Here is a 24,439-nt window from a genome sequence, read left to right as displayed (position 1 = left end):
TGCCGGGACGGTTCAGTTCCACGGTGCGTTGAAGGAGCGGCCCGGTGCCGGCTTGGCGATCAGGGCGATCGGGATGAAGAAGTTGACCTGGCCGATGACGAACATGAGGGTGGCGAGGGCCTTCGGTTCGTAGTGTTCGGCGGCCTGGGCGTACAGGTCGTCGGAGACGCGCTCGCCGTCCGCCGAAGGCTGCAGCACCGCTTCCACGAGGGCCAGGGCGGCACGCTCCGGGGCGGTGAAGTACGGCGAGTCCTGCCAGGAGGCCACGGAGGTGATCCGCTCCTCCGACTCCCCGGCCTTGCGCAGGAAACCCGTGTGCAGAACCGTCAGGTACGTGCTGCCGACGATCTGCCCGGCCCGCAGCTGGACGAGGCTGATCGTCGGGCGCGGTACCGAACCGTTGCCGGCGGCCCTGAACAGCGCCGCCGACACCTCCGCCAGTTCGGGGACGAGCTGGGCGGGGTCCTCGGACATCCGCGGGCCCATCGGTGCCTCTGCCGTGATCGCACGCTTTTCCATCGTCATCTCGGTCTCCGTCTCCGTCTTCACGGTGCTTCTGGGGTGCTGTCATCCCACTGACGGATCGCGTCGAACGAATGTGACCGGGCTGCCGCTGTCCCGGGGCCTGTAGATTCGTCGGACGAGTGGGAGGGGTGGTCGAGATCGCCACGCAGGCCGGTGCCGTCGCCCGGGCTCGGGTGCCCCTGAACCGGACCCGGGTGCTGAGCGCCGCTGTCGCCCTCGCCGACGAGGGCGGGGTCGACGCGCTGAGCATGCGCAGGATCGCGCAGGCGCTCGGTGTCGTGCCCATGGCGCTGTACAAGCACGTGGCCAACAAGAACGAGTTGCTGGACGGCATGATCGACGTCCTCGTCGGCGAGATCGACCCGCCGGTCGAGGGGATCGGCTGGAAGGCGGCCGTACGGCGCCGGGTGCTGTCGGCCCGGCGGATGCTGCTGCGCCACCCGTGGGCGCCCGAGGTCATCGAGGCGCGGATGAAGACGCGGGCCGCCCCGACCCCGGCCCTCCTGGAGTACCTCGACTCGATGATCGGGATCTTCCGGGCCGGGGGGTTCCCGATCGACCTGGTCCATCACGCCCTGCATGTCATGGGCAGCCGGTTGCTGGGCTTCTCCCAGGAGCTGTTCGTGGACAACGACTCCGGCCGCCCGGCGGACACCGATACGGACGCGGACTCGCTCGAACCCGCCGAGATGGCGGCGCGCTTCCCCCACCTCGCCGAGCTGGCCATGGCGGTCGCCCACGACCCGGAGTCCGTCGTCGGGTCCGGCTGCGACGACCAGTTCGAGTTCGAGTTCGCCCTGGACCTGACGCTGGACGGCCTTGCGCGGCTGCTGAACGCTTCCTGAACCCCGGTTCCGGTCCCGGTCCCTTGACGGGTGTACGGCGTACACCTACCTTGCCCTCAAGGCGGTGTACGCCGTACACCGCGCGACAGGGGGGCGATTCCGATGAAGACGAAGACGAAGATGAAAGCGATCGTGCAGGAGCGCTTCGGTCCGCCGGACGTCCTGCGGACGGCGGAGGTCGAGCGACCGGAGGCCGGGGCCGGGCAGGTGCTGGTGCGGGTGCGGGCCGCGGCCGTCAATCCGTACGACTGGCACATGCTGCGCGGGGACCCGTATGTGGCGCGGTTGATGGGGGGCGTGGGGCTGACCCGGCCGAAGTCCCGGGTGGCCGGGATCGACGCGGCCGGCGAGGTGGTGGCGGTCGGCGCGGGCGTCGGCGTGCTGCGGGTCGGCGACGAGGTGCTGGGCTTCTGTCCCGGCGCCTTCGCCGAGTACGCGTGCACCACCGCCGACCTGCTGGTGCCGAAGCCCGCCGGGCTCACCTTCGAGGAGGCCGCGGCCCTGCCGATGGCGGCGGTGACCGCCCTGCGCGGCCTGCGGACCGTGGGCCGGATGGCGGCGGGCCGGCGGGTGCTGGTGAACGGGGCCGGGGGCGGCGTCGGCACCTTCGCCGTGCAGATCGCCGTGGCCTCGGGGGCGGAGGTCACCGGGGTGTGCAGCACCCGGAACGTCGAGCTGGTGCGGTCCCTCGGCGCCGCGCATGTCGTCGACCACACCCGTGAGGACTTCACCGACCGGGGCGAGCGCTACGACGTGGTGCTCGACAACGTGGGCGGCCGACCGCTGCGGCACCTGCGCCGGGCCCTCACACCGGCCGGGACGCTGGTGGCCAACGGCGGCGGTTCACCCGGCCATGTCTTCGGTGCGCTGGGCTCGTTGCTGCGGATCGTGGCGGCCGATCCGTTCGTCCGACAGCGCCTGCGGCCGCTCCTCCCCTCGGTCCCGGACGGGCCGGTCCACCAGGAGCTGCTCGACGTGACCGCACTCGTCGAGGCCGGCCGGCTCACCCCGGTCGTCGACCGCACCTACCCACTGGCCGACACGGCCGCGGGCATCCGCCACGTGGAACAGGGCCACGCCCGCGGCAAGACCGTGATCACCGTCGTCTGATCCGGGCGGCCCGCCGTCCCCTTCGCTCCTTCCTCGTCCGGAACCCCGGCGGCCCGGACCTCGCCGTCTCCGACGAGGCCCGGGCCGCCTTGCTCTCGGGTTTCCGCCCGCGGACCCGGACTACAGGTCGTGGAAGATCAGCAGAGACAGTGCCAGCACCACCACGCCACGGACGGCGATCAGTGCCAGGCCGGCGCCGCCGAGGCGTCGGGTGCGGAGCCACAGGGTCCATGTCACGGCCAGCGACAGCACCACCGCGAGGATCAGCGTCACGGCTGCGGGGACGGCGTACAGGACGTTGCGGTGTGCCCACACGAGGCAGGTCCACCACACGACGGAGGCCGTGCTGAGCAGGGTTTCCCCCACCAGGACGGCTCGGCCCTCGGGAGGGGCCAGGATCGGAGTGGTCATCTGGTCGGCTCCTCTTAGTAGTTGGGGTAGACCGTGACGATCCACAGGGCCTTCGTCTTCTGCTTCTTCAAGGGGTAGTCGATGCGGTTCTTGCCATGCTGGCTGACGAAGATGTTGCCCTTGGAATCGACCTTGGTGACGACCGCCGTGTGGTCGATTCCGGACCACTTCGTGCCGTCCTGGTTGTAGAAGACGATGTCCCCGATCTGGACGCCGCTCGGGCCGGTGTGCCACTTCCAGGTCGCCATCGTGGAGATGAAGTTGGCCAGGTAGGGAGCTCCCACCCAGGTGTACGACTGCGGGTGCACGTAAAGGTACTTGCTCCGTCGCCACCAGTAACCGATGTTCGCCCGCTTGGAGGCCGGGCCGTACTTCATGGCCATTCCGCCACCGCGGTTGAGTGACTTGGACGCGAAGTTGGTGCAGTCCTCGGAGTACTCGGCGGAGTCGTTGTAGTGCTTCCTGGCGTAGGCGCGGACGCCGCTCCACGAGATGCCGGTCGAGGCCTGCTGGGCCTTGAAGGACACGGCCGCCGCCGTAGTCGACGTGCTCGACGTCGTGTCGGTGTCGTCGACGAGGTTGCCGTCCGCGTCCATGGTCACGCCCTCCGGCGCACCGTCGTCGCTGAGGCCGCTGTCCGCGGAGGCCTGGTCGGCGAAGGCGGTGAGCGCCTCGTCGCCCGCGCTGACGACGGTCTCGACGGCAGCGGCGTCGGTGTGGGCGGTGAGGGCGGGCGGGCTGCCCGGGGTGAAGGTGTACAGGCCGGTGTCGGCCTCCCCGCTGTCGGTGGCGTCGGGCGTGTCCGTGTCGACGCCGGCCGTGGTGGTGTAGGCGACGGTCGAGGCCGCCCGGAGTGTGACCGTGCCGCCCGCGTCGGGCATCGCCAGGACGTCGGCCAGGGTCACCGTGGGTGCCTCGGTGTCCATGTCTCCGCTGGTGAGCGAGGCACGGTCGGTGAGCGGGACGGTCTGCTCGGTGTCGAGAAGGCCGCTGAAGCCGTCACCGGTGTCCGTCGCGGCGGCGGCCGTCGACGCGTTGGCGGCGTCACCGGTGAGCAGGGCGTTCTGAGCCTCCAGGTAGTCCTGGAGCACGGCCTGGTAGGCCGCCGTGCCGCCGGTGACCGCGACCGGGGTGGCCGCTGCCGAGGTGGTGGCGGGACCGGTGCCGTAGCTGTTGGCGGGCGTCACGGTGAAGGTGTACGCGGTGCCGTTGGTCAGCCCGGTGAACACCGCCGAGGCACCGCCGGTGGTCTTGGTCGCCGTAACCGTGGTGCTCCCCTTGACCTGGGCGGTGACGGTGTAGGTGACGTCCTCGTCCGCGGTGGCGCCGGTGGCGAGTTGACTCCAGGTGACGAGCGCGCCTTGCTCGCCCGGACGAGCCGTCAGGTCGGTGACGGCGGTCGGTGCGGTACCGGTGGAGGTGGTGCCGTCCTCGGTGTCGGTGTCGGAGACGACGTCCAGAGTGAAGGACTGCTTCGCCGTGTAGGACGAGCAGACGGTGCCGACGCAGGCCCGCATCTTCCAGGAGTACGTCTGCCCGTCGGTCAGCAGCCCGGCCGGGACCTGGAGGGCGGCCCGGCCGCCGCTGTCGGTGGTGGAGGTGCCCAGCGGGCTGGTGCCGACCGCGGTGCCCGCGGAGTCGTACAACTGGTACTGCGCCTGGACGCTCCTCTGTCCCGGCGCGTTCACCACGCCCGTGAGCAGCGGTGTGGTGGTCTCGGTCGCGCCGGCCTGGAGTCCGGTCGGCACCTCGGGGATGTCGAGGGCGCCGGTGTCGACGGTGAAGGCCGTCCACGACGTCCAGGCGGTGGAGTAGTCGGTGCCGTCGTAGCCGCGGGCGCGGATGCGCAGGTGCGTGCCGTCGGGCAGAGGCGTGGAGGCGGGGACGGTCAGGGCGGCCGCCTTGCCGGAGGCGACGTACGCGGTGGACTTGGTCAGCGTGTACGTGGTGTCGGCGTAGTCCGGGTCGGGCTCGATCGCGTACTGGACACGGACCTTGGCGCCGGAGTCCACGTCGGTGGCCTTGGCGGAGAACACGGGCGTGCGCGAGGTGACGATCTGCTCGCTGCCGCTCGTGGTCTTCGGCGACAGGGTCAGCGAAGTCGGCGTCTTCGGGTACGAGTTGTAGGTCACCGTCAGGTGCGGTTCGGTCGAGCCGTCACCGGAGACGTAGTTGGCCGAGCGCCAGCGGCGCCAGGTGAGGCTGTCGGTCTCGCTGACGCCCTTGATCTTCAGGCCGTAGTTGGCTGAACCGTCCGCCCAGGCCTGCACGATGTCGTCGATGTCGAAGTTGACGGTGCCGGCCGGGCAGTCGTCGGAGTAGCCCTTGGCGGCCGTGCTGGTGATCGCGCCGGTGCTGGTCGAGGAAGGCTCGCTGCCCCAGGCGATCGTCGACGAGGACCAGGACGAGGTGATGCGGCGTACCTGGGTGCCCGAACCGGCGGTCGAGCAGGAGGACGACCAGTACGAGTACAGGGCCAGGTTGGTGTCGATGATGTCCGTGCCCACGAAGTCCGAGACATCGAACTTCAGGTAGGAGCGGGCGATCGTGTCTCCGCCGTTGTAGGTGCCCGACTTCAGCTCGGCCGAGGAGATCTGCGAGTCGGGGTAGTTGGTGGCGACCCAGGTGTCGGTGGTGACCGCGAGGGTGCTGGTCGGATCCACGGTGACCGGGTAGGTCAGATCCTGGTCGAAGTAGGACGCGTCCGGGGTGAGGACCAGGGTCTGGGTGCCGTCGGCGGCGGTCTCGACGGCGTAGTCCACCGCCGCGAGGTGCCGTGACTCACCGGAGGCCGGGTCCTTGGAGGAGTCCCACATCATCGGCGCGGGTGCCTCGGCCACCAGGTCGCCGTCGTCGTCCGTGAGGAGCAGATGACCCGTGGCCGCCTTGGAGACGGTCAGCCCGTGCAGGGCCAGGGGGATGCGGTACGAGACGGTGCCGTCGGCCGGCGCGGAGTCGAGGACGACGTTCTCCGAGAAACCCTGCGGCAGCGCGGTGACCGTGAGCCTCTGGCCGTCGCCGACGTCGTACGAGGCGGTGTCGCCGTCGACCGAGGGTGCGGGCAGTGCGTCGGGCCAGCTCATCCCGAAGGACTTGCCGTCGGCCGACACGGAGGCGAGGTTGGTGTCCCCGCCGTCGGAGACGGTGATGTCGGCGGCCGCGGCCTGAGGCTCCAACGCGGGTCCCGTGTCCGAGAGTTCGGTGTCGATCGGCTCCCAGTTCCCGTCGCCGTCCTGGACCCGGACGGGGCCGGCATAACTCTCGGTGGTGAGCGTGCCGTCGGGGTTGACGTAGGTCGTGGTGTCCGCGGTGCGCTGTGAGGTCAGCTCCGCCCTTTCGCCCGACAACATGGCTTGCCTGCGCGCGAGTTGGTCCGGTGTCAGGAACGACAGGGCCTTCGCGGCGCCGTCGTCGCCCGTGTCCACCGCGGGGGCGACCTGAACGGCCCGCTGGGCCGCCCGGGCCGGCTTGGCGGCAGTGAAGGTGCCGGAGCCGCGGGGCACTTCGGCCACGCCGGTCGCAAGGAGCAGCAGGGAGAGCCCGACGGCCGTATGTCGTGCGGTCGTACGGGAAAACCGTCTTCGATATGGCATGGACAGACCATAGGAAATGCCGGATGTGGTGACGAGGTGAAGTTGATCATTCACAGCAACTCACAGGGACCCACAGGAGACCTTCAGCCGCCGCGGGCGAAAGCACCCCGTGGCCGCACGCTCCCGCCCCTGCGGGGCCGCGGTCACAGCCCGCTGGTCACCGTGCGGGTGATGCGGGCGCGCAGGCGGGCGGCGTCCTGGGCGGGTGGGAGGCCGTAGGCGGTGCGGTACTCGCGGTTGAACTGGGTGGGGCTGACGTAGCCGACGGCCTGGGCGATCTGGGCCGCCGAGGCGTCGCCGGCGACGAGGCGGCGCCGGGCCTCCTGGAGACGCAGGTGCTTCTGGTAGCGGAGCGGGCTCATGCCGGTGGCCGCCTTGAAGTGCCGGTGCAGGCCGGCCGGGCTCATGTGCGCCACCGCCGCGATCTCGTCGATGCTGAGCGGCTCCGTGTAGCGGGCGCGGATCCAGCGGGCCACCTCGCGCACCCGGGTCGCGGTGGAGTCGGCCAGCGACCACTGGCGCAGGACGGGGCCGAGGGAGCTGCGCAGCAGCCGGTAGAGGATCTCGCTCTCGATGCGGGCGGCGAGCGGGCGGATGTCCTCGGGGGTGTCGAGGAGTTCGACCCAGCGGGTGACCGCGTCGGCGAGTTCGGGGGACATCGGGGCGGCGACGTGCGCGGGGGCGGCCGACGGGGTGGTGGTCGGGGTCGTGTCGGCCAGCTCCAGGAGCAGTTCGGTGAGCGGCTCGCCGTCGAGATGCAGGGACGCGGACCGGTACGGCACCTGCTCCAGGTCGGCGGTGACCGGCAGGTCGATGGTGGTGAGGAGCATCTCGCCGGGGCGGGCGACCCGGATCAGCTCCCCCGCGGTGGTGCGTTTCGTGCCGGCGGCGACGAAGCAGATCATCGGTTCGTACAGCAGGTGGGCGGGCTCGACCGGCTCGTCCACGGAGGCCAGGGAGAGCCGGGGCACCGCGGTGTCCGTGCCCGGTGCCACGCTGTGCCGGTCGACGGCCGCGACGAGTCGGTCCAGCACAGTGCACTCCGTCCCTGAAGGGTCCTTGAGAGGATCAGGCAATTCTATGCGAGCGGCGCCCCATGACCCCCGGGGGCCGCGTGCCTAGCGTTGACGGCATGGCAGAGCACAGCACACATCTTCCGCAGCGCACCCTCGGCGGCCAGGGCCTCGCGGCCGGGGCGATCGGTCTCGGCACCATGGGCATGACGATGGCCTACGGCACCCCGGACGAGCGGAGCAGCCTCGACACCCTCCACCGGGCCCATGAGCTCGGGGTCACCCTCTTCGACACGGCCGAGCTGTACGGCCTGGGCACCGGCAGCAACGAGCAGCTTCTCGGGCGGGCCGTGAAGGGCTTCCGGGACGAGATCCTGATCGCGACCAAGTTCGGCTTCGACCTGTCCGACCCGACGCAGATCGGACGCTCTCTGGACAGCCGTCCCGAGCACATCCGCGAGGTCACCGAGAACAGCCTGCGGTACCTGGGCACGGACCGTATCGACGTGCTGTACCAGCACCGCGTGGACCCCGACGTCCCCATCGAGGAGGTGGCGGGTACGGTCGGCGAGCTGATCGCCGAAGGCAAGGTCCGGTTCCTCGGGCTGAGCGAGGCCGGGCCGGAGACGATCCGCCGGGCCCACGCCGTGCACCCGGTGTCGGTGCTCCAGACCGAGTACTCGGTGTTCGAGCGGGCCGTGGAGGCCGAGATCCTGCCCGTGCTCCGGGAGCTGGGCATCGGCTTCGTGCCGTACTCCCCGCTGGGGCGCGGCTTCCTCACCGGGGCGGTCAAGCCCGCCGCCGAGTACGAGGCGGGCGACATGCGGCACACCATGGACGAGCGCTGGAAGCCCGGCAACTACGAGAAGAACGTCGCCGCGGTGCGCGAGCTGACCGCCCTCGCCGAGGGCAAGGGCTGCACGGTCACCCAGCTCGCGCTGGCCTGGCTGCTCGCGCAGGGCGACGACATCGTGCCGATCCCGGGCACGCGGAGCCCGCGGCGGCTGGCGGAGAACGTGGCCGCGGCGCACGTCGTCCTCACGCCCGAGGACCTCGCCCGCGTCCAGGAGGTCCTCCCGCACGGGGCGGCCGGCTCCCGCTACCCCGCGGGGGTCATGCCCACCTGGCAGTAGTCCGGTGGTCCAGTAGGCCGGCGGGCGCCGCGCCCCTGCGCCCTACGCCAGGCTCGTCACCGCCGCCAGTCGGTGCACGTCCTTCGCCGTGCCGGTGACGCCGGAGAGGAATCCCTGCGCCCGGGGGGACGCGTTCTCCGTCAGCCAGGCCGGGTCGATGTCGCAGACGGCGACGCGGACGCCCGTACCGACCAGGGCGAGCGGCAGGGTGTGCACGACCGTCGACGGGAAGCTCAGGATGGTCCGGCCGATGGGGCCGCGGCGGGCGATCAGCTCCAGGGGGAGGTCCGGGCGGACTATCTCCAGACCGGTCTCGGCCGCGAGGCGGTGCAGCTTCTCGGTGCTCTCGCGGCGGTGCGCGAAGTAGCGGGTCGCGCCGTGCGCCTTCGCCAGGGTCTGGACGGCCTCCAGGTAGCGGTCGCCGTCCACGACACCGGTCTCCACCAGGGAGGTGCCGACCATGTCGGCGCCCTTGGTGATGCGCGGCGGGCCGAAGCGGGCCCGGGTCCAGCCGAAGTCGTTCGCGGTGACCGTCACCCCGGCCGGCGTCTCCGTCATCGGCATGGAGGAGAAGACCTCCACCCGGCGGCGGTCGCTGGGGGTGAGGCGGCGGCGGGCCGAGGAGGACACCGGGGCGAACAGCAGGTCCCGGGCCCCGGGTCTGCCGCCCTTGCGGTGCCAGCGCACCAGGCGTTCGCCGCGCGCCAGTTGGGCGACGAACTCCATCGTGGCCGTGCCGTCGTCGACCACGACCAGGTCATGGGCGCGGGTGATCGTCAGGAGCAGTTGTACGTAGCGGGAGAACGGGTCTCCCATGACGATCCGGTCGGCCCGGCGGAGGGAGCCCGCCAGGCCGCCGATCGTCTGGAAGGGGGCGGTGGTGCCGCCCCGTGCTTCCTCCCAGCGGACCCGGTAGCCCTCGTCACGGGCCAGGTCCGCCATACGGCGCAGCTGGCCCCGGGTCATGGGGTCTGTCGGGGCCAGGATGACGATCGTGAGTTCCGCGCCGGGTGCCGCCGCCGATATGGCGGCCGATGCGCGACGGGCCTGGGCAGGCACCGTCGGCACCGGCTCCGCCGCCCCGCGCAGGGCGTGGACATGCGCCCACTCCAGCACGTTCAGCAGCTGCACCGGACTCTCGACGAACGCGAGTGTGTGGGGGCCGGTGTTCCCGGCGCGGGGGCTCATCGACGTACGACCGTCCCGTCGTCGTAACAAAAGGATCAGACCTGGACCGGCTCGCCGGCGGCCGCGGCGATCTCCGCCTCGGCGACGACACCGGTGACGCGGCGCAGCTTCTTCATCGGGCCGAGCTCGGAGTCGTAGACCTTCTTGACGCCGTCGCCGAGGGACTCGGAGATGATGCGGATGTCGCGGACCAGGCGGGTGAGGCCCTGCGGCTCGACCGAGGCGGCCTGGTCGGAGCCCCACATGGCGCGGTCGAGGGTGATGTGACGCTCGACGAAGGTCGCCCCGAGCGCGACCGCGGCGAGGGTGGTCTGCAGACCCGTCTCGTGGCCGGAGTAGCCGATCGGCACGTTCGGGTACTCCTTCTCCAGCGTGTTGATCACGCGGAGGTTGAGCTCGTCGGCCTTCGCCGGGTAGGTGGAGGTGGCGTGGCACATGAGGATGTTCTCGCTGCCCAGGACCTCGACCGCGTGGCGGATCTGCTTCGGGGTCGACATGCCCGTGGAGAGGATGACCGAACGGCCGGTGGCGCGCAGGGCCTTGAGGAGCTCGTCGTCCGTGAGGGAGGCGGAGGCGACCTTGTGGGCGGGAACGTCGAACTTCTCCAGGAAGGCGACGGCCTCGGTGTCCCACGGGGAGGCGAACCAGGCGATGTTCCTGCTCTTGCAGTACTCGTCGATCTGGCGGTACTCGTCCTCGCCGAACTCCACGCGGTGGCGGTAGTCGATGTAGGTCATGCGGCCCCAGGGGGTGTCGCGCTCGATGTCCCACTGGTCGCGCGGGGTGCAGATCTCCGGGGTGCGCTTCTGGAACTTGACGGCGTCACAGCCGGCCTCGGCGGCGACGTCGATCAGCTTGAAGGCGTTCTCCAGCTCACCGTTGTGGTTGATGCCGATCTCGCCGCAGATGTAGACGGGCTTGCCGGGGCCGACCTCACGGGAACCGAACTGGCGCAGACGGGAGTTGCTCATGACTGTGGGGTGTCCTTACTTCGGGAGGGAATCGAGAGAGGGGCCGAGGATCCAGCTGGCGATCTCTCGGATCGCGCCGTCACCGCCGGGGAGGGTGGTGACCGCGCGTGCGGCGCCGCGTACGACGTCGTGGGCGCTCGCGACCGCCACGGGCCAGCCGGCTACGGCGAAGCACGGGAGGTCATTGACGTCGTTTCCGACGTAGAGCACGCGCTCGGGAGCGATGCCCTGCTCCTCGCACCACTGCTTGAGTGCGAGGTCCTTGCGGTCGATGCCGTGCAGGACCGGAATCTGTAGCTTCCGGGCCCGGGCGGCGACGACCGGGTTCTGCTCCGTGGAGAGGATCAGCATCTTCAGCCCGCTCTTGCGCAGGGCGGCGATGCCGAGTCCGTCGCCGCGGTGCACGGAGACGAACTCCTTTCCATCGGCGTCGATCAGCACCCGGTCGTCGGTCTGGGTGCCGTCGAAGTCCAGTACGACCGCGTCGACGTCGTCGGCGGACGGGAGGGCGCCGGGGCGGTCCGCGTCGAAGAGCGGGGCCAGGGCGCGGGCGCGCGCGAGCTCGTGGTGGTCGTCGATCTCCAGGACGCGCGCGGGGTCGGTCCGCACCAGTTCGGTGTGGCCGAAGAAGCGGTGCTGGTGCTCGCGGAAGCCGTCGGCGCGCATCGCGTAGGCGGCGCCGGTCTCCAGGAAGTCCTGGGGGCGGTCCTGCCGGCGCGGACGGAACGACTTGTCGTGGTTGACGCCGAAGCCGCCGCTGGCGGACGCCGCGTCGGCGCCGACCGGCACCGGGGCGTACACCTCGTCGCGCCAGACGAAGCCGTGGAAGGGGGCGACGGTCAGGGCCGTGTCGGCGCCGTTCTCGACGATCGCGCCGACCACCCCGTCGATGTCCTCGCGGACGATGAACGGGCTGGTGCACTGCACGAGCAGGACGACGTCGACCGTGGCGCCGTGCAGCGCCTCGTGGGCGTCCATGGCGTGCAGGACGGCGGCCTCGGAGGTGGCGGTGTCGCCGGCGATGGCGGCGGGGCGCAGCACGACCTCGGCGCCGGCCGAGCGGGCGGCGGCGGCGATCGCCTGGTCGTCGGTGGAGACGACCACGTCGGTCACCAGGCGGGAGGCGACGCACTCGCGGACCGCGCGGGCGACCAGCGGGACGCCGCCGACCGGGGCGAGGTTCTTCGCGGGGACGCCCTTGGAGCCGCCGCGGGCGGGGATCACGGCGAGGACGCGGGGCAGTACGGCCCCTTCGGGGTGGGACATCGGCTCTGTTCCTTCAGGTCCGTCAGGCGCCGAGGACGCCTGGTTCGGGATCCGGTCGCTCACAGCTCTCCCATTCGTCGGATCACGGGGGCCACCCGCTGGACGCCGTGGCGGTAGGCGCCGCGCGCGGCCCGGCGCACGATCTGGCGGACGGGTCCCGGGGCCTTGTCGGCGGCGGGCGCACCGGGGAGCGGTACGCCGTCGGGGCCGAGGTGGTGGCGGGCCAGGATGCCGGGCAGATAGCCGGACGCGGTCTCGGGTGTGTAGTACGGGTTCAGGGGCGGCAGCCCGCCGGGCCGGGCGAGCAGCTTCGCGATCCGCTCGCGGCCCGCGTCGAAGGCCTGCTCATAGGTGCCTCCCCCAGAGGGGGTACCCCCAGCGGCGACGCCCTGCCGTGAGACCCACTCGGCGTCGGGCACCGGGCGGTGTCCGGCGTCGAGCTGGTCCCAGGAGGCGAGGCAGCCGGAGCCGACGAAGTGGTGGTTGCCGAGCCCCTCGCGGATGCCGAGGTCGGTGAGGACCACGGTCGGGATCCGCCGGTGCAGCGACTCCAGGGCGGCCGTCGAGCTCATGGTGACCAGGAGGTCGGTGCGGTCGAGGACCTCGCCCATGTGCCCGTACACCAGGCGGAAGTTGGCGGGCACGTCCTTGCCCTGGACCAGCTTCTGGTACGGCAGTTCCTCGATGTGGGTGGTGTGCTCGCCGGGCTTGGAGCGCAGCTTGAGCAGCACCTCGCGCTCGGGGTGCTTGCGGGCGTGCTCGATCAGCCGGTTGAGCAGGTAGGTACGGTCCTTGCGGCTCTCCGGCACCGAGGGCTGGGCCGCGAACACCACGGTGTAGGGGTCGTGTTCACCTTCGTACGGCGCCCCGCCGAGGAAGGGCAGCGCGACCTCGGTGACCGCCGAGGAGTCGGCGCCGACCCCGTCGTACACCTCGCGGAAACGGTCCGCGTCCTGGCGGGAGTTGGCGAGGACCAGGTCCGCGCCGTGCCGCAGCAGCAGGCCGTCGGCGAGCTTCTCGTAGACGACGCCGACATAGCCGGTGACGACGACGGGCCGCTTCTCCCGGCCGGCGAAGGCGCTGCGCAGCCCGTGCAGCATGGCCTGGACCCCGCCGCCGACGAGGGAGAGGACGAGGATGTCGTACGACTCCGCGCCGTCGGGGTCCCCGGGGCCGGCTTCCATGGCACGCAGGAACTCGACGGCTGTCACCTCGCGGAGCGAGTCCGCGTGGACGCCGACCTCCTGGAGCTGGCGGGCGGTGGGGGTGGCACGGCCCCGCAGGAGGAAACCGTCGAGCCGGATGTCCGAACTGTCGCTTTCGTTGGGGAGCAGACGCTTCGCGGTGAGCGCCCCCCACTTCCACCGAGTGTCGGAATCCGCCAGGACGGCCACCCGCAGGGACTTCGTTGCACTTGCTGGCACGTCCCAGACGCTAGGAAGCCATTCCGAGGAACTCCCGAACCCGAATCCAACAAAAGGTTAACAACACGTCTCCGGACGGCGAATCAGCTCGGGATTACCCATCAAAAAGTCCTGGTTCATGACTTCGCCACATGTCGTTCACCTCGTATCAAGGCGGCGGTCAAGACGCACGACGGAGGCTCCTCTAACGTCCCCCACGTGGTCAAGCTCTCCGTCATCGTGCCGTTCTACAACGTGCAGCAATACGCGCCCGACACCCTGAGGAGCCTGCGCGCGAACGCGCGTGAGGACTTCGAATTCATTCTCGTCGACGACTGCTCGACCGACGGGACACCAGAGATTCTCGCGCGAGCCGAGCGCGAGCTCCCTGGCGCCGTCCATGTCAGACACGAGAAGAACGGAGGGCTGGCCACCGCGCGCAACACCGGCATCGACAAAGCGCGCGGTGAGTACGTGACCTTCCTCGACGGCGACGACTGGCTCGCGCCGGGCTACTACCCCCAACTGGTGGGTGCCATCGAGTCGCTGGGCTGCGACTTCGTGCGCACCGACCATGTGCAGTGCACCGCCCGGGCCCGCACCGTGCACCGGGTGCCGGTCGGCCGCCGCGGCGTCGTGCTCAACCCGCGGGACGCGATCCTGCCGACCGACCGGACCACCTCCGTCGACTACGCCTACGCATGGGCGGGGGTCTATCACCGCCGTCTGGTGGACAAGGGCCTCGTGCATTTCACGGACGGCCTGCGGACGGCCGAGGACCGGCCGTGGATCTGGAAGCTGCACCGGGAAGCCGAGTCCTTCGCCGCGGTGAACCTGCTCGGCGTCTTCTATCGGCGTGGCGTAGCCTCGTCACTCACGCAGATCGGGGATGTCCGTCAGCTCGATTTCATTCGCGCGTTCGACCAGGTGATCGAGGAAACCGCACAGGACGCGGACGCGAAGGAGCTCCTGCCGAAGGCCGTCCGTACGTATTGCGCCATCATTTCCCATCACCTGGGATCCATCGAAAGGTTCGAGCCCGCGGTGGCGAAGAAGCTGAAATCAATGAGTGCCGCGGCACTGCGGCGCATGCCGCAGGACGTGCTGGACGACGCGCTGGACTCCATGGACCTCCAGCGCGCCACCAAGCTGCGCCGGCTGCGCCGCCGTCCCGCCCCCGCGGGAGCCGCCGCGTGACCACCCAGATCTTCCAGGCGTCCACCCTCTACGGCACGGCCACCCTCGCCGCCGCCCTGGACTCCGGCGCCTTCCGCCCGGCCGACCGGCGCATCCTGCTGGTCTGCAACAACGCGGCGACCCCCGAGACCACCCCGGGCCTGGACGAGGCGCCCGGCTTCGAGCGGCTGCGCGACCGCTTCGACGACGTGATCTCGTACAACGAGACGATCTTCCCGTTCCACCCGGGCGGCTGGGCCCCGCGCCCCGAGGACCTCCCGCTGTGGGAACGCTTCCTGCGCCACGAGTGGCAGCTGGGCGACGACGACGTCGAGTTCGCCGTCGAGTCGATCCAGGTCAACCCCTCGCAGAGCCTCACCCAGATGTTCACCGGCGCCCCGGTCACGGTCTACGCCGACGGCCTCATGAGCTACGGCCCGACCCGCAACAAGATCGACCCGCTGGTCGGCACCCGGGTGGACCGGGTCCTCCACCTGGACCTGGTGCCGGGCCTCAAGCCCATGCTGCTCACCGAGTTCGGCGTCGACGGCGAGGTCGTACCGACCGCCGCCTTCACCAAGGTGCTCGCCGAACTCGCGCCCAGCGGCGACGAGTTGCCCGAGATCGACGAACCGGCCCTGCTGCTCGGCCAGTACCTCTCCGCGCTCGGCATCCTCTCCGCCGAGCAGGAGGAGAACCTGCACGTACGGATGCTGAAGGGCGCCGTCGAACTCGGCTACACCAAGGTCGTGTTCAAGCCGCACCCCTCCGCCCCGGCCCGCTTCACCCGGACCCTGGAGCAGGAGGCCGAGAAGCTCAAGGTCGACCTCACGGTCCTGGACACCACGGTCCTCGCCGAGGTGCTCTACCAGCGGATGCGTCCCGCCCTGGTCGTCGGCTGCTTCTCCACCGCGCTGCTCACCGCGTCGGCGCTGTACGGGCTGCCGACCGCCTGTGTCGGCACCGACACCCTGCTGGACAAGCTCACGCCGTACGAGAACAGCAACCGCGTCCCGGTCACCGTCGTCGACGCGCTGATCCCCGAGCTCACCGACCGCAAGGCGGTCGAGGAGCAGCGGCCGCGGATGAGCGTCGAGGCGCTCGGCGAGCTGATCCGGGCGGTGGGGTTCGCGATGCAGCCGAGGATCCATCCGCAGTTGCGGGCGGAGACCGAGCGGTATCTGACGAAGCATCTGAACGACACGACCATCCGGTACTTCAAGCGCAAGCGGCTGACCTCGCTCGGGCTGCCTGGTGGGGTGCCGTCGCAGTTGTCGTTCCCGTTGCGCAACGCGACGGTGCGGCGGATGGCCCGTAAGGCGCGGAACCTGCGGCGGGTCGTTCGCCGGTAAGTTCCGCGGCTTGTCGTTGTTACTTTGGGGCGCTCCCCAAGGGGCGGGTCCGGATCGGACCCGCCCCTTCGGCGTCACCTGCCCAGGATCTTCCTGATCGTGGCGCGGTTGTCCTCGGTGACCTTCCACAGCTGTTCCTGCCGGTCGTGCACGTCGGCGACGGTACGGCTGTGGTTGTCGAGGATGCCGATGGCACGCTCGGTGAGGATGTCGCCGAGGTTCTTCTCGTGCACCGAGACGCCCCACTCGGGCCGCTCGATGTCGTTGAGGAAGTACGCCATCTTGGGGTGCGAGATGAGCGAGATGATGGGCGTTCCGACACCGAACGGGATCATGCCGGCGTGCCCGCGCATGCCGATGACCAGGCGGGTCTTGGCGTACGTCTCGCGGATCTCGTCGTTGGAGAAGTCGTACATCGGGATGACCGGCAGCGAGATGCCGTGCTCGCGGCGCAGGTCGAAGGCGATCTTCTCGTCGTCGAGGGAGTGGGCCACGCACTTGACCTCGGTGTGCTCGCCGATCTTGCGGACGGCCTTGGCCATCTCGGCGAGGAAGTGCGCGTAGTCGTGGCCGAAGCGCAGCCCCGCGCGGTCGTAGGCCGCGTTGAGCATGACCGTGTCCTCGCGGTACAGCGGGTCGCTCCAGCCGGCCACCAGCTGGCGCATGACCGTGGTGGGGCAGGGCTGGAAGACGACCTTGTCCTGGAGCTCCGGCGGGAGCATGCCGCGGACCTTGGCGATGGAGCCGTGGTTGCGCAGGCCGAAGAAGGAGGACTTCTCGACCAGGAGGCGCAGGCTCTGGTTGAACCGCTGGGCCCGGTAGGACTGGCCGTCGAAGGCGTTGAAGCCGACGGCGTAGATCATGATCGGGACGTCGATGGCGCGCAGGTGCTCGTCCGGGACGTTCCACTGCCAGGCGCTGTTGCCGTTGGGCATGGTGTCCGGGATGAACAGACCGCCGCCGCCGATGACCAGACCCCGGCGGGCGTTGACCCGCTCCAGGGCGGCCTGGTCGAAGTAGCGGTGGGCGTGCACGGAGTGCCAGCGCCGGGAGGTGGTGTCCGGGCCGAAGCCGAGGCGGACGGTCTCCGGGAGCAGCTTGTCGCCCGCGTTGCCCTGCCGGTCCATGTAGAACGCGACGTGCGCCAGCTGGTCCTCGGCGCTGCCCTGCTCCTGGGAGGGGACGGCGGCCGCGCGCTGGGCCCACAGCCGGCTGGAGCGGTGGGTCGGGTCGACGGTGAGACCGGCCGTGGCGTACCGCAGGGCCTCGGTGTTGTCGCCGTGCACCCAGGCGATCTGGGCGAGCCGGGAGAAGGCGGTGGCGGCCCGGTTGGGGGCGGCGCTGGCGAGCAGCAGCTGGGTCTTGGCCTCGTCGTAGCGGGAGACGCTCATCAGGGCGTGCCCGAGCACCTCGTGCGGCCAGGCCTCGTCCAGCGGGATGCGGACGCTGCTGAGGACGTCCACGGCGTCCTGGTAGTCGCCGGCCGAGATGTGCGCGGCGGCCACCTTGCGGGCGATCTCGACGTCACCGGTGCGCTTGACGTGCGGGGTGCCGTAGTGGACGACCAGGTCGTGGTGGAGGCCGCCGGAGGAGGCGAAGTAGGCCGCGTGGAACTCGGCGTCGGTCATCTCGAACTCGCGCCAGCGGTCCTCGGCCTGCGCGTAGCCGGACTCGCCGCCCTGCCAGGGCTTGTGCCGCCCGGTGAAGTGCAGGATCTTCGTCTCCTCGGGGACCGGGAGGTCGCCGGAGAGCCGCCGCTTGACGAAGTTGTACTTGGCGTCGAGGCGGACGAAGTCGCCGTCCAGGACGGCGTTCAGGATGCCCTGGTCGTGCTTGTCCAGCTCGTAGTCGCCGCTGCGGCCGGTCTTGTCGATCCTCGCGCAGAACTCGTCGGACAGGTACTCCTTCTGGATCACCAGGAGGCCGGAGTTCAGCTTGTGCTGCCCGTAGAAGAACTGCGGGACGGCCGCGAGACCCTCGCGCAGCTCCAGGAGCTCGCCGAGGCCACCGAGGACGACCATGTCGGTGTCCAGGGTGATGACGGTGTCGTAGTCCCGCAGCCGGAAGATGTCGAGGATGAAGTACGCCTTGCGGACCAGGTAGTTGTCCTGGTCGCCCTTGACGTACGAGTCGTAGTGCGTGTCGTTGACCCGCTGGAGCACGATGCGCGGGTGCAGGGCGCGGATCTTCGCGATGGAGGCCGGGCGCAGGTCGTCGTAGAGCACGACGAAGTCCTCGCAGACGCCCGGGTTGGACAGGGCGAGGCTGCGCAGCAGGACCAGGAAGCCGGGCAGGTAGTTCTCGTCCACGTAGGACGCGAAGGCGACCCGGCGCTTCTTGGTGAGGGCGGTCGCGTCGGTGTTCGGTATCGCCGAGGTGAAGGTGGTCGTCATCGCAGGGAGATCCTCATGTCCGTCACGCTCTGGGCCCGCTGCATGACCCAGTCCTTCTCGCTGGTGTATTCGTGCACGGAGGTGATGGCGAGCTTCATGGCCTCCTGCACGCGGTACGCGCCGCTCTCGTAGAAGTCGAAGCCGATCAGGTCCAGGGTCGGGCTGACGTCCAGGAAGTCCAGCAGCCAGAGCATGTTGAAGCCGGAGGTCGGGATGCCCGACCAGGCGTCGGCGCCGATCTGCCCGATGTTCCGCATCGGCCAGCGCAGCGACTCGTCGCCGAGGTACTTCTGGGCGCCCGGCACCAGCTTGTTGCGCAGCGAGTGCTTCCAGTCGCCCGAGACGCCACCGAAGATCAGCCGGGTGGTCACCGGCTTCTCCCAGTTGAACGCGTGCTTGTGGATGCTGACGTGGATGTCGGTGCGCTCACCGGTGTTCTTCGGGTCGATCTTGTACGAGTTGAAGCGCACGACCAGGTCGTAGTTGTCGATCTCCTTGCCCATGCCGCTCGCGCCCACCCGGCCCGAGTTGGCGATCAGGCAGACCGACTTGCCGGCGATCTGGTTGCGGAACTCGCCGAGGCTGATCCACTGCACGCCGTCGACGGTCGGGTTGCCGACCGGGCCGCGCATCCGGATGCGGCGCTGCTCGGCGTAGAGCCCGACGGCCTCGGTGAGACCGGCGTCGTTGCCCTCGGCGAGGCGCAGGTCCAGGTACTGGCTGAGCAGCTCCTGCCGGTCGTTCACCGGCGCCTCGTCCTCGGCGAGGGCGAGCAGCGCGCCGACCAGGCGGGGCTCGGCGGCCTGCCAGTCGCCGACGGCCTGCAGGGCGAGGCCCTCGGCCCAGGTGGCGGTGGAGGGCGCCCGGACGTGGTCCGCGGCGGCGGGGACCTGGCTCTTCAGGAGGTCGAGCAGTTCGCGTTCGCGTTCGGCGGCACGGCGCATGCCGGATATCCGGTTGGCGACGCCGAAACCGTCGTCGGTGGTGAGCTCGAGGTAGCGCTCGTAGGCCTCGATGGCCTCGCGCTCCTCGCCGAGCCCCTCCAGGATGCGGGCGCGCAGCCGCCAGCCGGCGCGGGAGTTCTTGCGCTGGGCGAGCACGGTGTCGCTGATCACCAGGGCGAGGTTCAGCTCGTCGTTGTAACCGCACTCCAGCGCCTTGTTGGCGACCGCGAGCAGAGCGTCCAGCAGGTCGTTGTTGATGCCGCCGGAGGGGCTGGCCGCGCCCTTGACGGCGCGCTTCAGAAGCGCCGTCGCACCGCCGGCCGGGGCGGGCGCGGACGTGGTGGTGCCTTCCGTGGCGACGACCACCAGCAGCTTGCGCAGCTGCTCCGCGAGTTCCGCGCGACGGCGGTCGAGGCTGCCGACCACTTTGCCGCTGTGCACAGCGCAGGCGTGTAGGCAGTCGTCCAGCTCCCCTCCGCGCGCAGGTGCCCGCCTGTTCTGGACCCTCGTCATAACTCTCCTGATTTTGCCAAGCAAAGCTTGTGCAACCGCTGTGTGTGGTGGGGTGACCCGCATCGGGGGGATGGATGGAGAAACTAGGAAGCCAAAACGACTATATGGTTAACGAACCCCTACGGGTAAGAGAATGGTTAGCAGGTTCACCGCACACTTTCTATGATTCCCCCAGGTGACGGTATGGGACTTCCCACGTCCCGGGGACTTCGCGAACAGATCGGATGATTAGCCTTCCGGGCCCGGGTAGGCATCCCGGACCATGTCTCTCGCGACCCCCACACTGGCGCCCCCGCCTGCGAAGATCCCGGTCGTCCCGGCCTCACCCGGGCACCCCCGCACCCGACTTCTGGCCCTCGACGGACTGCGGCTCGCCGCCGCCCTGATGGTCTGCCTCTACCACTACGCCGGACGCGGCGGAGTGGTCTCCGCGTCCTGGCACCAGAACCCCGCCCACGTCTTCCCGACCCTGTCCGGGGCGGCCGTCTACGGCTGTCTCGGCGTCGAGTTCTTCTTCGTCATCAGCGGCTTCGTGATCTGCATGAGCAGCTGGGGCCGCCCCCTCGGCGACTTCTTCCGCTCCCGCGTCGCCCGCCTCTACCCCGCCTACTGGGTCGCCGTGGTGCTGGTCACCGGCGCGTCCCTGCTACTGCCGGCCGTCGTGCACGCGGTCCGGTCCGACGAGTTCCTGGTCAACCTGACGATGCTGCAACAGCCGTTGGGCGCGCCCCGCGTCCTCGGCGTCTGCTGGACCCTCTGGGTCGAGGTGCGCTTCTACGCCCTGTTCGCGCTGCTCGTCGTCCTGCCCGGGGTCACCTACCGCCGGGTGGTGCTGTTCTGCTCGGTGTGGACCCTGGCCGCCGTGCTGAGCACCTCGGCCGGCGGCCCCTGGACCGAGCTGGTCGTCATGCCCCGGTACGCCCCGTACTTCGTCGGCGGCCTGGCCCTCTACCTCGTCCACCGTTTCGGGAACCGGCTGCTGCCCTGGGGCATCGTGGCGCTCTCCTGGATCCTCGGGCTGCGCATGGCCACGGAGGGGCTGTGGCACGCCGGCTCACCCCGCAACCCGCACGTCGTGATGCTGGTCGTCACGCTCGCGTTCGCCGCGGTGGCGGCGGTCGCGGCGGGCCTGACCCGGTGGGCGTCCTGGCCCTGGCTGACCACGGCCGGGGCGCTGACGTACCCCTTCTACCTGGTGCACGAACACCTCGGATGGTTCGTGATCCGGGTGCTGCACCGAGGCTGGGCAGTACCGCCCTGGCCCACCCTTTTGATCACGGTGTGCGGAATGCTCGGACTGGCCTGGCTGATCCACCGTTTCGTGGAGACACCGGTGGGGCCGAGATTGAAAAGGGCATTGCGAAATTCATAATTCGGACTGAATTCACTTCCCGTTAACTTTTAGCGGACTTGGCCCGCCGTTCATCTCTCCGTCGATTTCGGAGCTGTGCGGCGGGCATGCGCCCCCTATGGCCACCACCCAGGAAACGACCCGCCCGCCCCGCCGTCTCGACGACGTGCCCGGCTGGTTCCCCGTACTCGACCAGGTGCTCTTCGACTGGTTCCTCGGCCGGCAGGAGAGCGCCGGCCTGCGCGGCGACCTCCTGGAGGTCGGGGTCTACATGGGCAAGAGCGCGATCTTCACCGGCCGGTACCTGCGGTCCGGCGAGTCCTTCACGGTCTGCGACCTCTTCGAGGGCGACGCGCCCGACGACGCGAACCGGGCGGAGTCCACGAAGTCGTACGGCCGGCTGACCCGGCGCCTCTTCGAGGAGAACTACCTCGCCTTCCACGACGAGCTGCCCCGGGTACTGCAGGGCCCCAGCACCGTGGTGCCGGCCGAAGTCCCGCCCCGTTCCTGCCGGTTCGTGCATGTCGACGCCTCACACCTGTACGCGCATGTGCACGGCGACATAGGGGCGGCGCACGACCTGCTGCTGCCCGACGGGATCGTGGTCCTCGACGACTTCCGCTCCGAGCACACGCCCGGCGTCTCCATAGCGGCGTGGGAGGCGGTCCTCAACCGGGGGCTGAGCCCGGTCTGCCTCAGCACGCAGAAGCTGTACGGGACGTGGGGGGATCCCGGGCCGGTGCAGGAGGAGTTGATCGAGATGGCGCGGGGGCGGGCCGACTGCCATCTGAGCATGCAGGAGGCGGCGGGGCACCGGATCATCCGGCTGAAGTCGAAGGGGATGCGGGGGGTGGGGTTTCCGGGGTCCCGGTACGCGGATCTGCCGGAACCTCCGGTGGAGGCGCCGGCTCCCGTGGTGACGCCGGTGGCGGTGCCGCGGGGGCGGAGTCGGGTGCGGCGGGTGGCGGTGGATCTGCTGCCGCCGGTGCTGACACGGGCGCTGCGGAGGGCTGTGCGGTAGCGCCTACGGGGGGTGCCAGGTGTTGTGGTCGGGCGGGTGCGGGTGGGTGGGGGCTGGTCGCGCCGTTCCCCGCGCCCCTGGGGAACCGGGGGGCGCGTCAGTTGATCTTGTACCGTGCGCTGATTCCGGCGAGCACCAGTTCCAGGCCCTCCTCGAAGTGGCTGCCGTGGTCGGTGAAGATCTCCCGGCCCGCCGCTGCCGAGAGGGGGAAGTCGGCGAGCAGGCGGGCGCGTTCGTCGAGGTCGTAGCCCTCCCGGCGCTCTCCCGGGAGGGGGTGGACGCCCTGCTCCTCGGTGACGAAGCCGATCGTGTAGGCGTGCGCCGTCATGCCCGCCCGGACCGCCTGGGCCAGGGTGAAGCCGGCCTCGGTCAGGACACGCAGGCCGGCCTCCTGCTGGTGGGCGTGGTCGATGCCCGTGAAGCGTGAGCCGCTGTAGACCTTGGCGCCGTCGCGGTAGCCGAGCAGGGCCGTGCGCAGGCCGCGGCTCGTCCTGCGCAGCCGGTCCTGCCAGGTGTCGGCGGGGTCGGGCTCCGTGCCGGTGAGCATCCGGCGGTGCATCTCGGTCGCCATCTCGTCGAGCAGCGCCTGCTTGTCCTTGAAGTGCCAGTACAGGGCCGGGGCCTTGACGTCGAGTTCCCGGGCGATGGCCCGGAGGGTCAGGCCGTCGAGGCCGGTCTCGTTCAGCAGGCGCAGGGCCGTGTCGGCGACCCGCCGGCGGTCCAGGGGTGCGCGTCGTTCCGTACTCACACTTGACAGCTTAACAGCGTTAAGGGCAGCCTTGCCGTCGACGGCACTTAACGACGTTAAGGAGATATGCGATGGATGCGCTGGATGTTCTGGTGGTGGGTGCGGGTCCCACCGGACTCACCCTCGGCATCGACCTCGCCCGGCGCGGGGTGGACGCGCTGGTCGTGGAGGCGGGCGAGAAGCTGTTCCCGGGGTCACGCGGCAAGGGGATCCAGCCCCGGACCCAGGAGGTCTTCGACGACCTCGGGGTGCGCGAGGCGATGCGCGCGGCCGGCGGGCTCTACCCGCCGCGGCTGGTCTGGAAGGACGGCGAACGGCAGGAGGCGGGGCCGATGTTCGACGCGGTGGCGGCGGACGAGGGCGCGCCGTACACCGAACCGCTGATGGTCGCGCAGTGGCGGACGCAGGAGGTCCTGTACGCGCGGCTGCGGGAGCTGGGCGGCCGGGTCGCGTTCGGGCGCGCGGTGGTGGACCTGGAGCAGGACACGGAGGGGGTGACGGTCCGCTTCGCCGACGGTACGACGGCTCGCGCGCGGTACGTGGTGGCGGCGGACGGCGGGCGGTCGGCCGTACGGCGCGCGGTGGGCGTGGGGATGACCGGGGAGTCGGTGGACCCGAGCCCGTATCTGGTCGCCGACCTGCGGGTACGGGGCCTCGACCGCGACCACTGGCATGTCTTCGCCGGCGGCGACGGGTACGGCGTGGCGCTCTGCCCGCTGGCCGGCACGGAGGACTTCCAGCTGGCGGCGAAGCTGCCGGAGGGCACGGACGCCGACCTGTCCCTGGAGGGCGTCCGGCGGCTGGTGACGGCGTACGCCCCGCTGGCCGCGTCCGATGTCACCGAACTCCACTGGGCCTCCGACTTCCGCCCCCGTGCCGCCCTGGCCGACCGCTTCCGGGCGGGCCGGGTCCTCCTGGCCGGCGACGCGGCCCATGTGCACTCCCCGGCCGGCGGCCAGGGACTGAACACCAGCGTCCAGGACGCCTACAACCTGGGCTGGAAGCTGGGCGCGGTGCTCGGCGGCAGAGCCCCGGAGGGACTCCTCGACACCTACGAGGAGGAGCGCCGCGCCAACGCCGCCGCCATGCTGGACCTCTCGACGGGCGTGCACCGGGGCGAGGTGCGGCGGGGCGAGGCGACGGTCCAGCTGGGGCTCGGCTACCGGGAGTCCTCGCTGACGGAGGAGACCCGGAAGGACCCCGGCCCGGTGCGGGCCGGAGACCGCGCGCCCGACGGGCGCAACGCGGCCGGGGTGCGGATGTTCGACGCGTTCCGGGGACCGCACTGGACCCTGCTGACCCCCGAACCGGTCGACGGGGTGCGCGGCCTGCCGGCCCCGGAGTCCTACGGCCCTGGCGTGTTCCTGGTCCGCCCGGACGGCTATGTGGGCTGGGCGGGCGACACGGCCGAGGGGCTGCGGGCGTACGCGGCGCGCACCGGAGCCCTGGACGCGGGGTAGGGCCGGGGGGGGGCGACCGCGGT

The 24,439-nt window shown here is 70.6% G+C and carries 19 protein-coding genes; 8 read left to right on the top strand and 11 right to left on the bottom strand.

The features are described from left to right. Positions 1-12 precede the first annotated feature (12 nt). The gene (locus ACFZDK_RS02865; RefSeq protein ID WP_390970074.1) at positions 13-519 is read right to left on the bottom strand and encodes a carboxymuconolactone decarboxylase family protein; all 507 of its coding nucleotides are present in this window, start codon (positions 517-519) and stop codon (positions 13-15) included. Between the two features lie 134 nt (positions 520-653). Here ACFZDK_RS02865 and ACFZDK_RS02860 point away from each other — a divergent pair, with 134 nt between their 5' ends. Then, positions 654-1,370: a TetR/AcrR family transcriptional regulator C-terminal domain-containing protein gene (locus ACFZDK_RS02860; protein ID WP_390969089.1), complete on the top strand. Its 717-nt coding sequence runs from the start codon at positions 654-656 to the stop codon at positions 1,368-1,370. Between the two features lie 120 nt (positions 1,371-1,490). Further along, positions 1,491-2,480: a zinc-binding dehydrogenase gene (locus tag ACFZDK_RS02855; protein WP_390970072.1), complete on the top strand. Its 990-nt coding sequence runs from the start codon at positions 1,491-1,493 to the stop codon at positions 2,478-2,480. Positions 2,481-2,600: 120 nt separating this feature from the next. On the opposite strand, the gene ACFZDK_RS02850 is transcribed toward ACFZDK_RS02855, so the two are convergent. The 3 genes from ACFZDK_RS02850 to ACFZDK_RS02840 form a co-directional block, all read right to left on the bottom strand. Beyond that, positions 2,601-2,891, bottom strand: coding sequence for a hypothetical protein (locus ACFZDK_RS02850; RefSeq protein WP_390969088.1), 291 nt, complete (start codon positions 2,889-2,891; stop codon positions 2,601-2,603). 14 nt (positions 2,892-2,905) lie between these two features. After that, positions 2,906-6,484 carry a DNRLRE domain-containing protein gene (locus ACFZDK_RS02845; protein WP_390969086.1) on the bottom strand — a complete coding sequence of 1,193 codons (3,579 nt, stop codon included), beginning with the start codon at positions 6,482-6,484 and terminating at the stop codon, positions 2,906-2,908. Positions 6,485-6,627: 143 nt separating this feature from the next. Next, complete coding sequence (locus ACFZDK_RS02840) at positions 6,628-7,518, bottom strand: AraC family transcriptional regulator N-terminal domain-containing protein (protein WP_390969084.1); 891 nt, start codon at positions 7,516-7,518, stop codon at positions 6,628-6,630. Positions 7,519-7,616: 98 nt separating this feature from the next. Here ACFZDK_RS02840 and ACFZDK_RS02835 point away from each other — a divergent pair, with 98 nt between their 5' ends. Then, positions 7,617-8,630 carry an aldo/keto reductase gene (locus ACFZDK_RS02835; RefSeq protein WP_390969082.1) on the top strand — a complete coding sequence of 338 codons (1,014 nt, stop codon included), beginning with the start codon at positions 7,617-7,619 and terminating at the stop codon, positions 8,628-8,630. 42 nt (positions 8,631-8,672) lie between these two features. Here ACFZDK_RS02835 and ACFZDK_RS02830 read toward each other — a convergent pair whose 3' ends face one another. The 4 genes from ACFZDK_RS02830 to ACFZDK_RS02815 are packed head-to-tail and all read right to left on the bottom strand — an operon-like array spanning position 8,673 to position 13,479. Beyond that, complete coding sequence (locus tag ACFZDK_RS02830; RefSeq protein ID WP_390969080.1) at positions 8,673-9,818, bottom strand: hypothetical protein; 1,146 nt, start codon at positions 9,816-9,818, stop codon at positions 8,673-8,675. A gap of 35 nt (positions 9,819-9,853) precedes the next feature. Beyond that, positions 9,854-10,789, bottom strand: coding sequence for an N-acetylneuraminate synthase family protein (locus ACFZDK_RS02825; RefSeq protein ID WP_390969078.1), 936 nt, complete (start codon positions 10,787-10,789; stop codon positions 9,854-9,856). Positions 10,790-10,804: 15 nt separating this feature from the next. Next, on the bottom strand, positions 10,805-12,055 hold the full coding sequence (locus ACFZDK_RS02820) for a cytidylyltransferase domain-containing protein (RefSeq protein ID WP_390969076.1): 1,251 nt from the start codon (positions 12,053-12,055) through the stop codon (positions 10,805-10,807). Between the two features lie 59 nt (positions 12,056-12,114). Next, positions 12,115-13,479 carry a DUF6716 putative glycosyltransferase gene (locus ACFZDK_RS02815; RefSeq protein ID WP_390969074.1) on the bottom strand — a complete coding sequence of 455 codons (1,365 nt, stop codon included), beginning with the start codon at positions 13,477-13,479 and terminating at the stop codon, positions 12,115-12,117. A gap of 198 nt (positions 13,480-13,677) precedes the next feature. Between ACFZDK_RS02815 and ACFZDK_RS02810 the strand changes: the two genes are divergently transcribed. Beyond that, positions 13,678-14,655, top strand: a complete 978-nt coding sequence (locus tag ACFZDK_RS02810) for a glycosyltransferase family 2 protein (RefSeq protein WP_355715687.1) — start codon at positions 13,678-13,680, stop codon at positions 14,653-14,655. Next, positions 14,652-15,986, top strand: coding sequence for a polysialyltransferase family glycosyltransferase (locus ACFZDK_RS02805; RefSeq protein ID WP_390969072.1), 1,335 nt, complete (start codon positions 14,652-14,654; stop codon positions 15,984-15,986). The genes ACFZDK_RS02810 and ACFZDK_RS02805 overlap by 4 nt, the downstream gene beginning before the upstream one ends. 74 nt (positions 15,987-16,060) lie before the next feature. Here the strand turns inward: ACFZDK_RS02805 and ACFZDK_RS02800 are convergent, their stop codons facing one another. Both ACFZDK_RS02800 and ACFZDK_RS02795 read right to left on the bottom strand, forming a co-directional pair. Then, complete coding sequence (locus ACFZDK_RS02800; protein WP_390969070.1) at positions 16,061-18,379, bottom strand: glycosyltransferase; 2,319 nt, start codon at positions 18,377-18,379, stop codon at positions 16,061-16,063. Further along, positions 18,376-19,764: a glycosyltransferase family 29 protein gene (locus ACFZDK_RS02795; RefSeq protein ID WP_390969068.1), complete on the bottom strand. Its 1,389-nt coding sequence runs from the start codon at positions 19,762-19,764 to the stop codon at positions 18,376-18,378. Before ACFZDK_RS02795 ends, ACFZDK_RS02800 begins: the two co-directional genes overlap by 4 nt. Before the next feature lie 334 nt (positions 19,765-20,098). Between ACFZDK_RS02795 and ACFZDK_RS02790 the strand changes: the two genes are divergently transcribed. Together ACFZDK_RS02790 and ACFZDK_RS02785 are read left to right on the top strand one after the other, a co-directional pair. Further along, positions 20,099-21,208, top strand: coding sequence for an acyltransferase family protein (locus ACFZDK_RS02790; protein ID WP_390969066.1), 1,110 nt, complete (start codon positions 20,099-20,101; stop codon positions 21,206-21,208). 97 nt (positions 21,209-21,305) lie between these two features. Further along, complete coding sequence (locus tag ACFZDK_RS02785) at positions 21,306-22,208, top strand: class I SAM-dependent methyltransferase (RefSeq protein ID WP_390969064.1); 903 nt, start codon at positions 21,306-21,308, stop codon at positions 22,206-22,208. 97 nt (positions 22,209-22,305) lie between these two features. Here the strand turns inward: ACFZDK_RS02785 and ACFZDK_RS02780 are convergent, their stop codons facing one another. After that, positions 22,306-22,956, bottom strand: coding sequence for a TetR/AcrR family transcriptional regulator C-terminal domain-containing protein (locus ACFZDK_RS02780; protein WP_390969062.1), 651 nt, complete (start codon positions 22,954-22,956; stop codon positions 22,306-22,308). Between the two features lie 71 nt (positions 22,957-23,027). Here ACFZDK_RS02780 and ACFZDK_RS02775 point away from each other — a divergent pair, with 71 nt between their 5' ends. Beyond that, the gene (locus ACFZDK_RS02775) at positions 23,028-24,416 is read left to right on the top strand and encodes an FAD-dependent monooxygenase (protein WP_390969060.1); all 1,389 of its coding nucleotides are present in this window, start codon (positions 23,028-23,030) and stop codon (positions 24,414-24,416) included. Positions 24,417-24,439 lie beyond the last annotated feature (23 nt).

The sequence above is a fragment of the Streptomyces sp. NPDC007901 genome (assembly GCF_042959465.1).
Lineage (GTDB): Bacteria > Actinomycetota > Actinomycetes > Streptomycetales > Streptomycetaceae > Streptomyces.
Note: the sequence above shows the minus strand (reverse complement) of the source record. Positions and strands in the feature narration are given on the sequence as shown.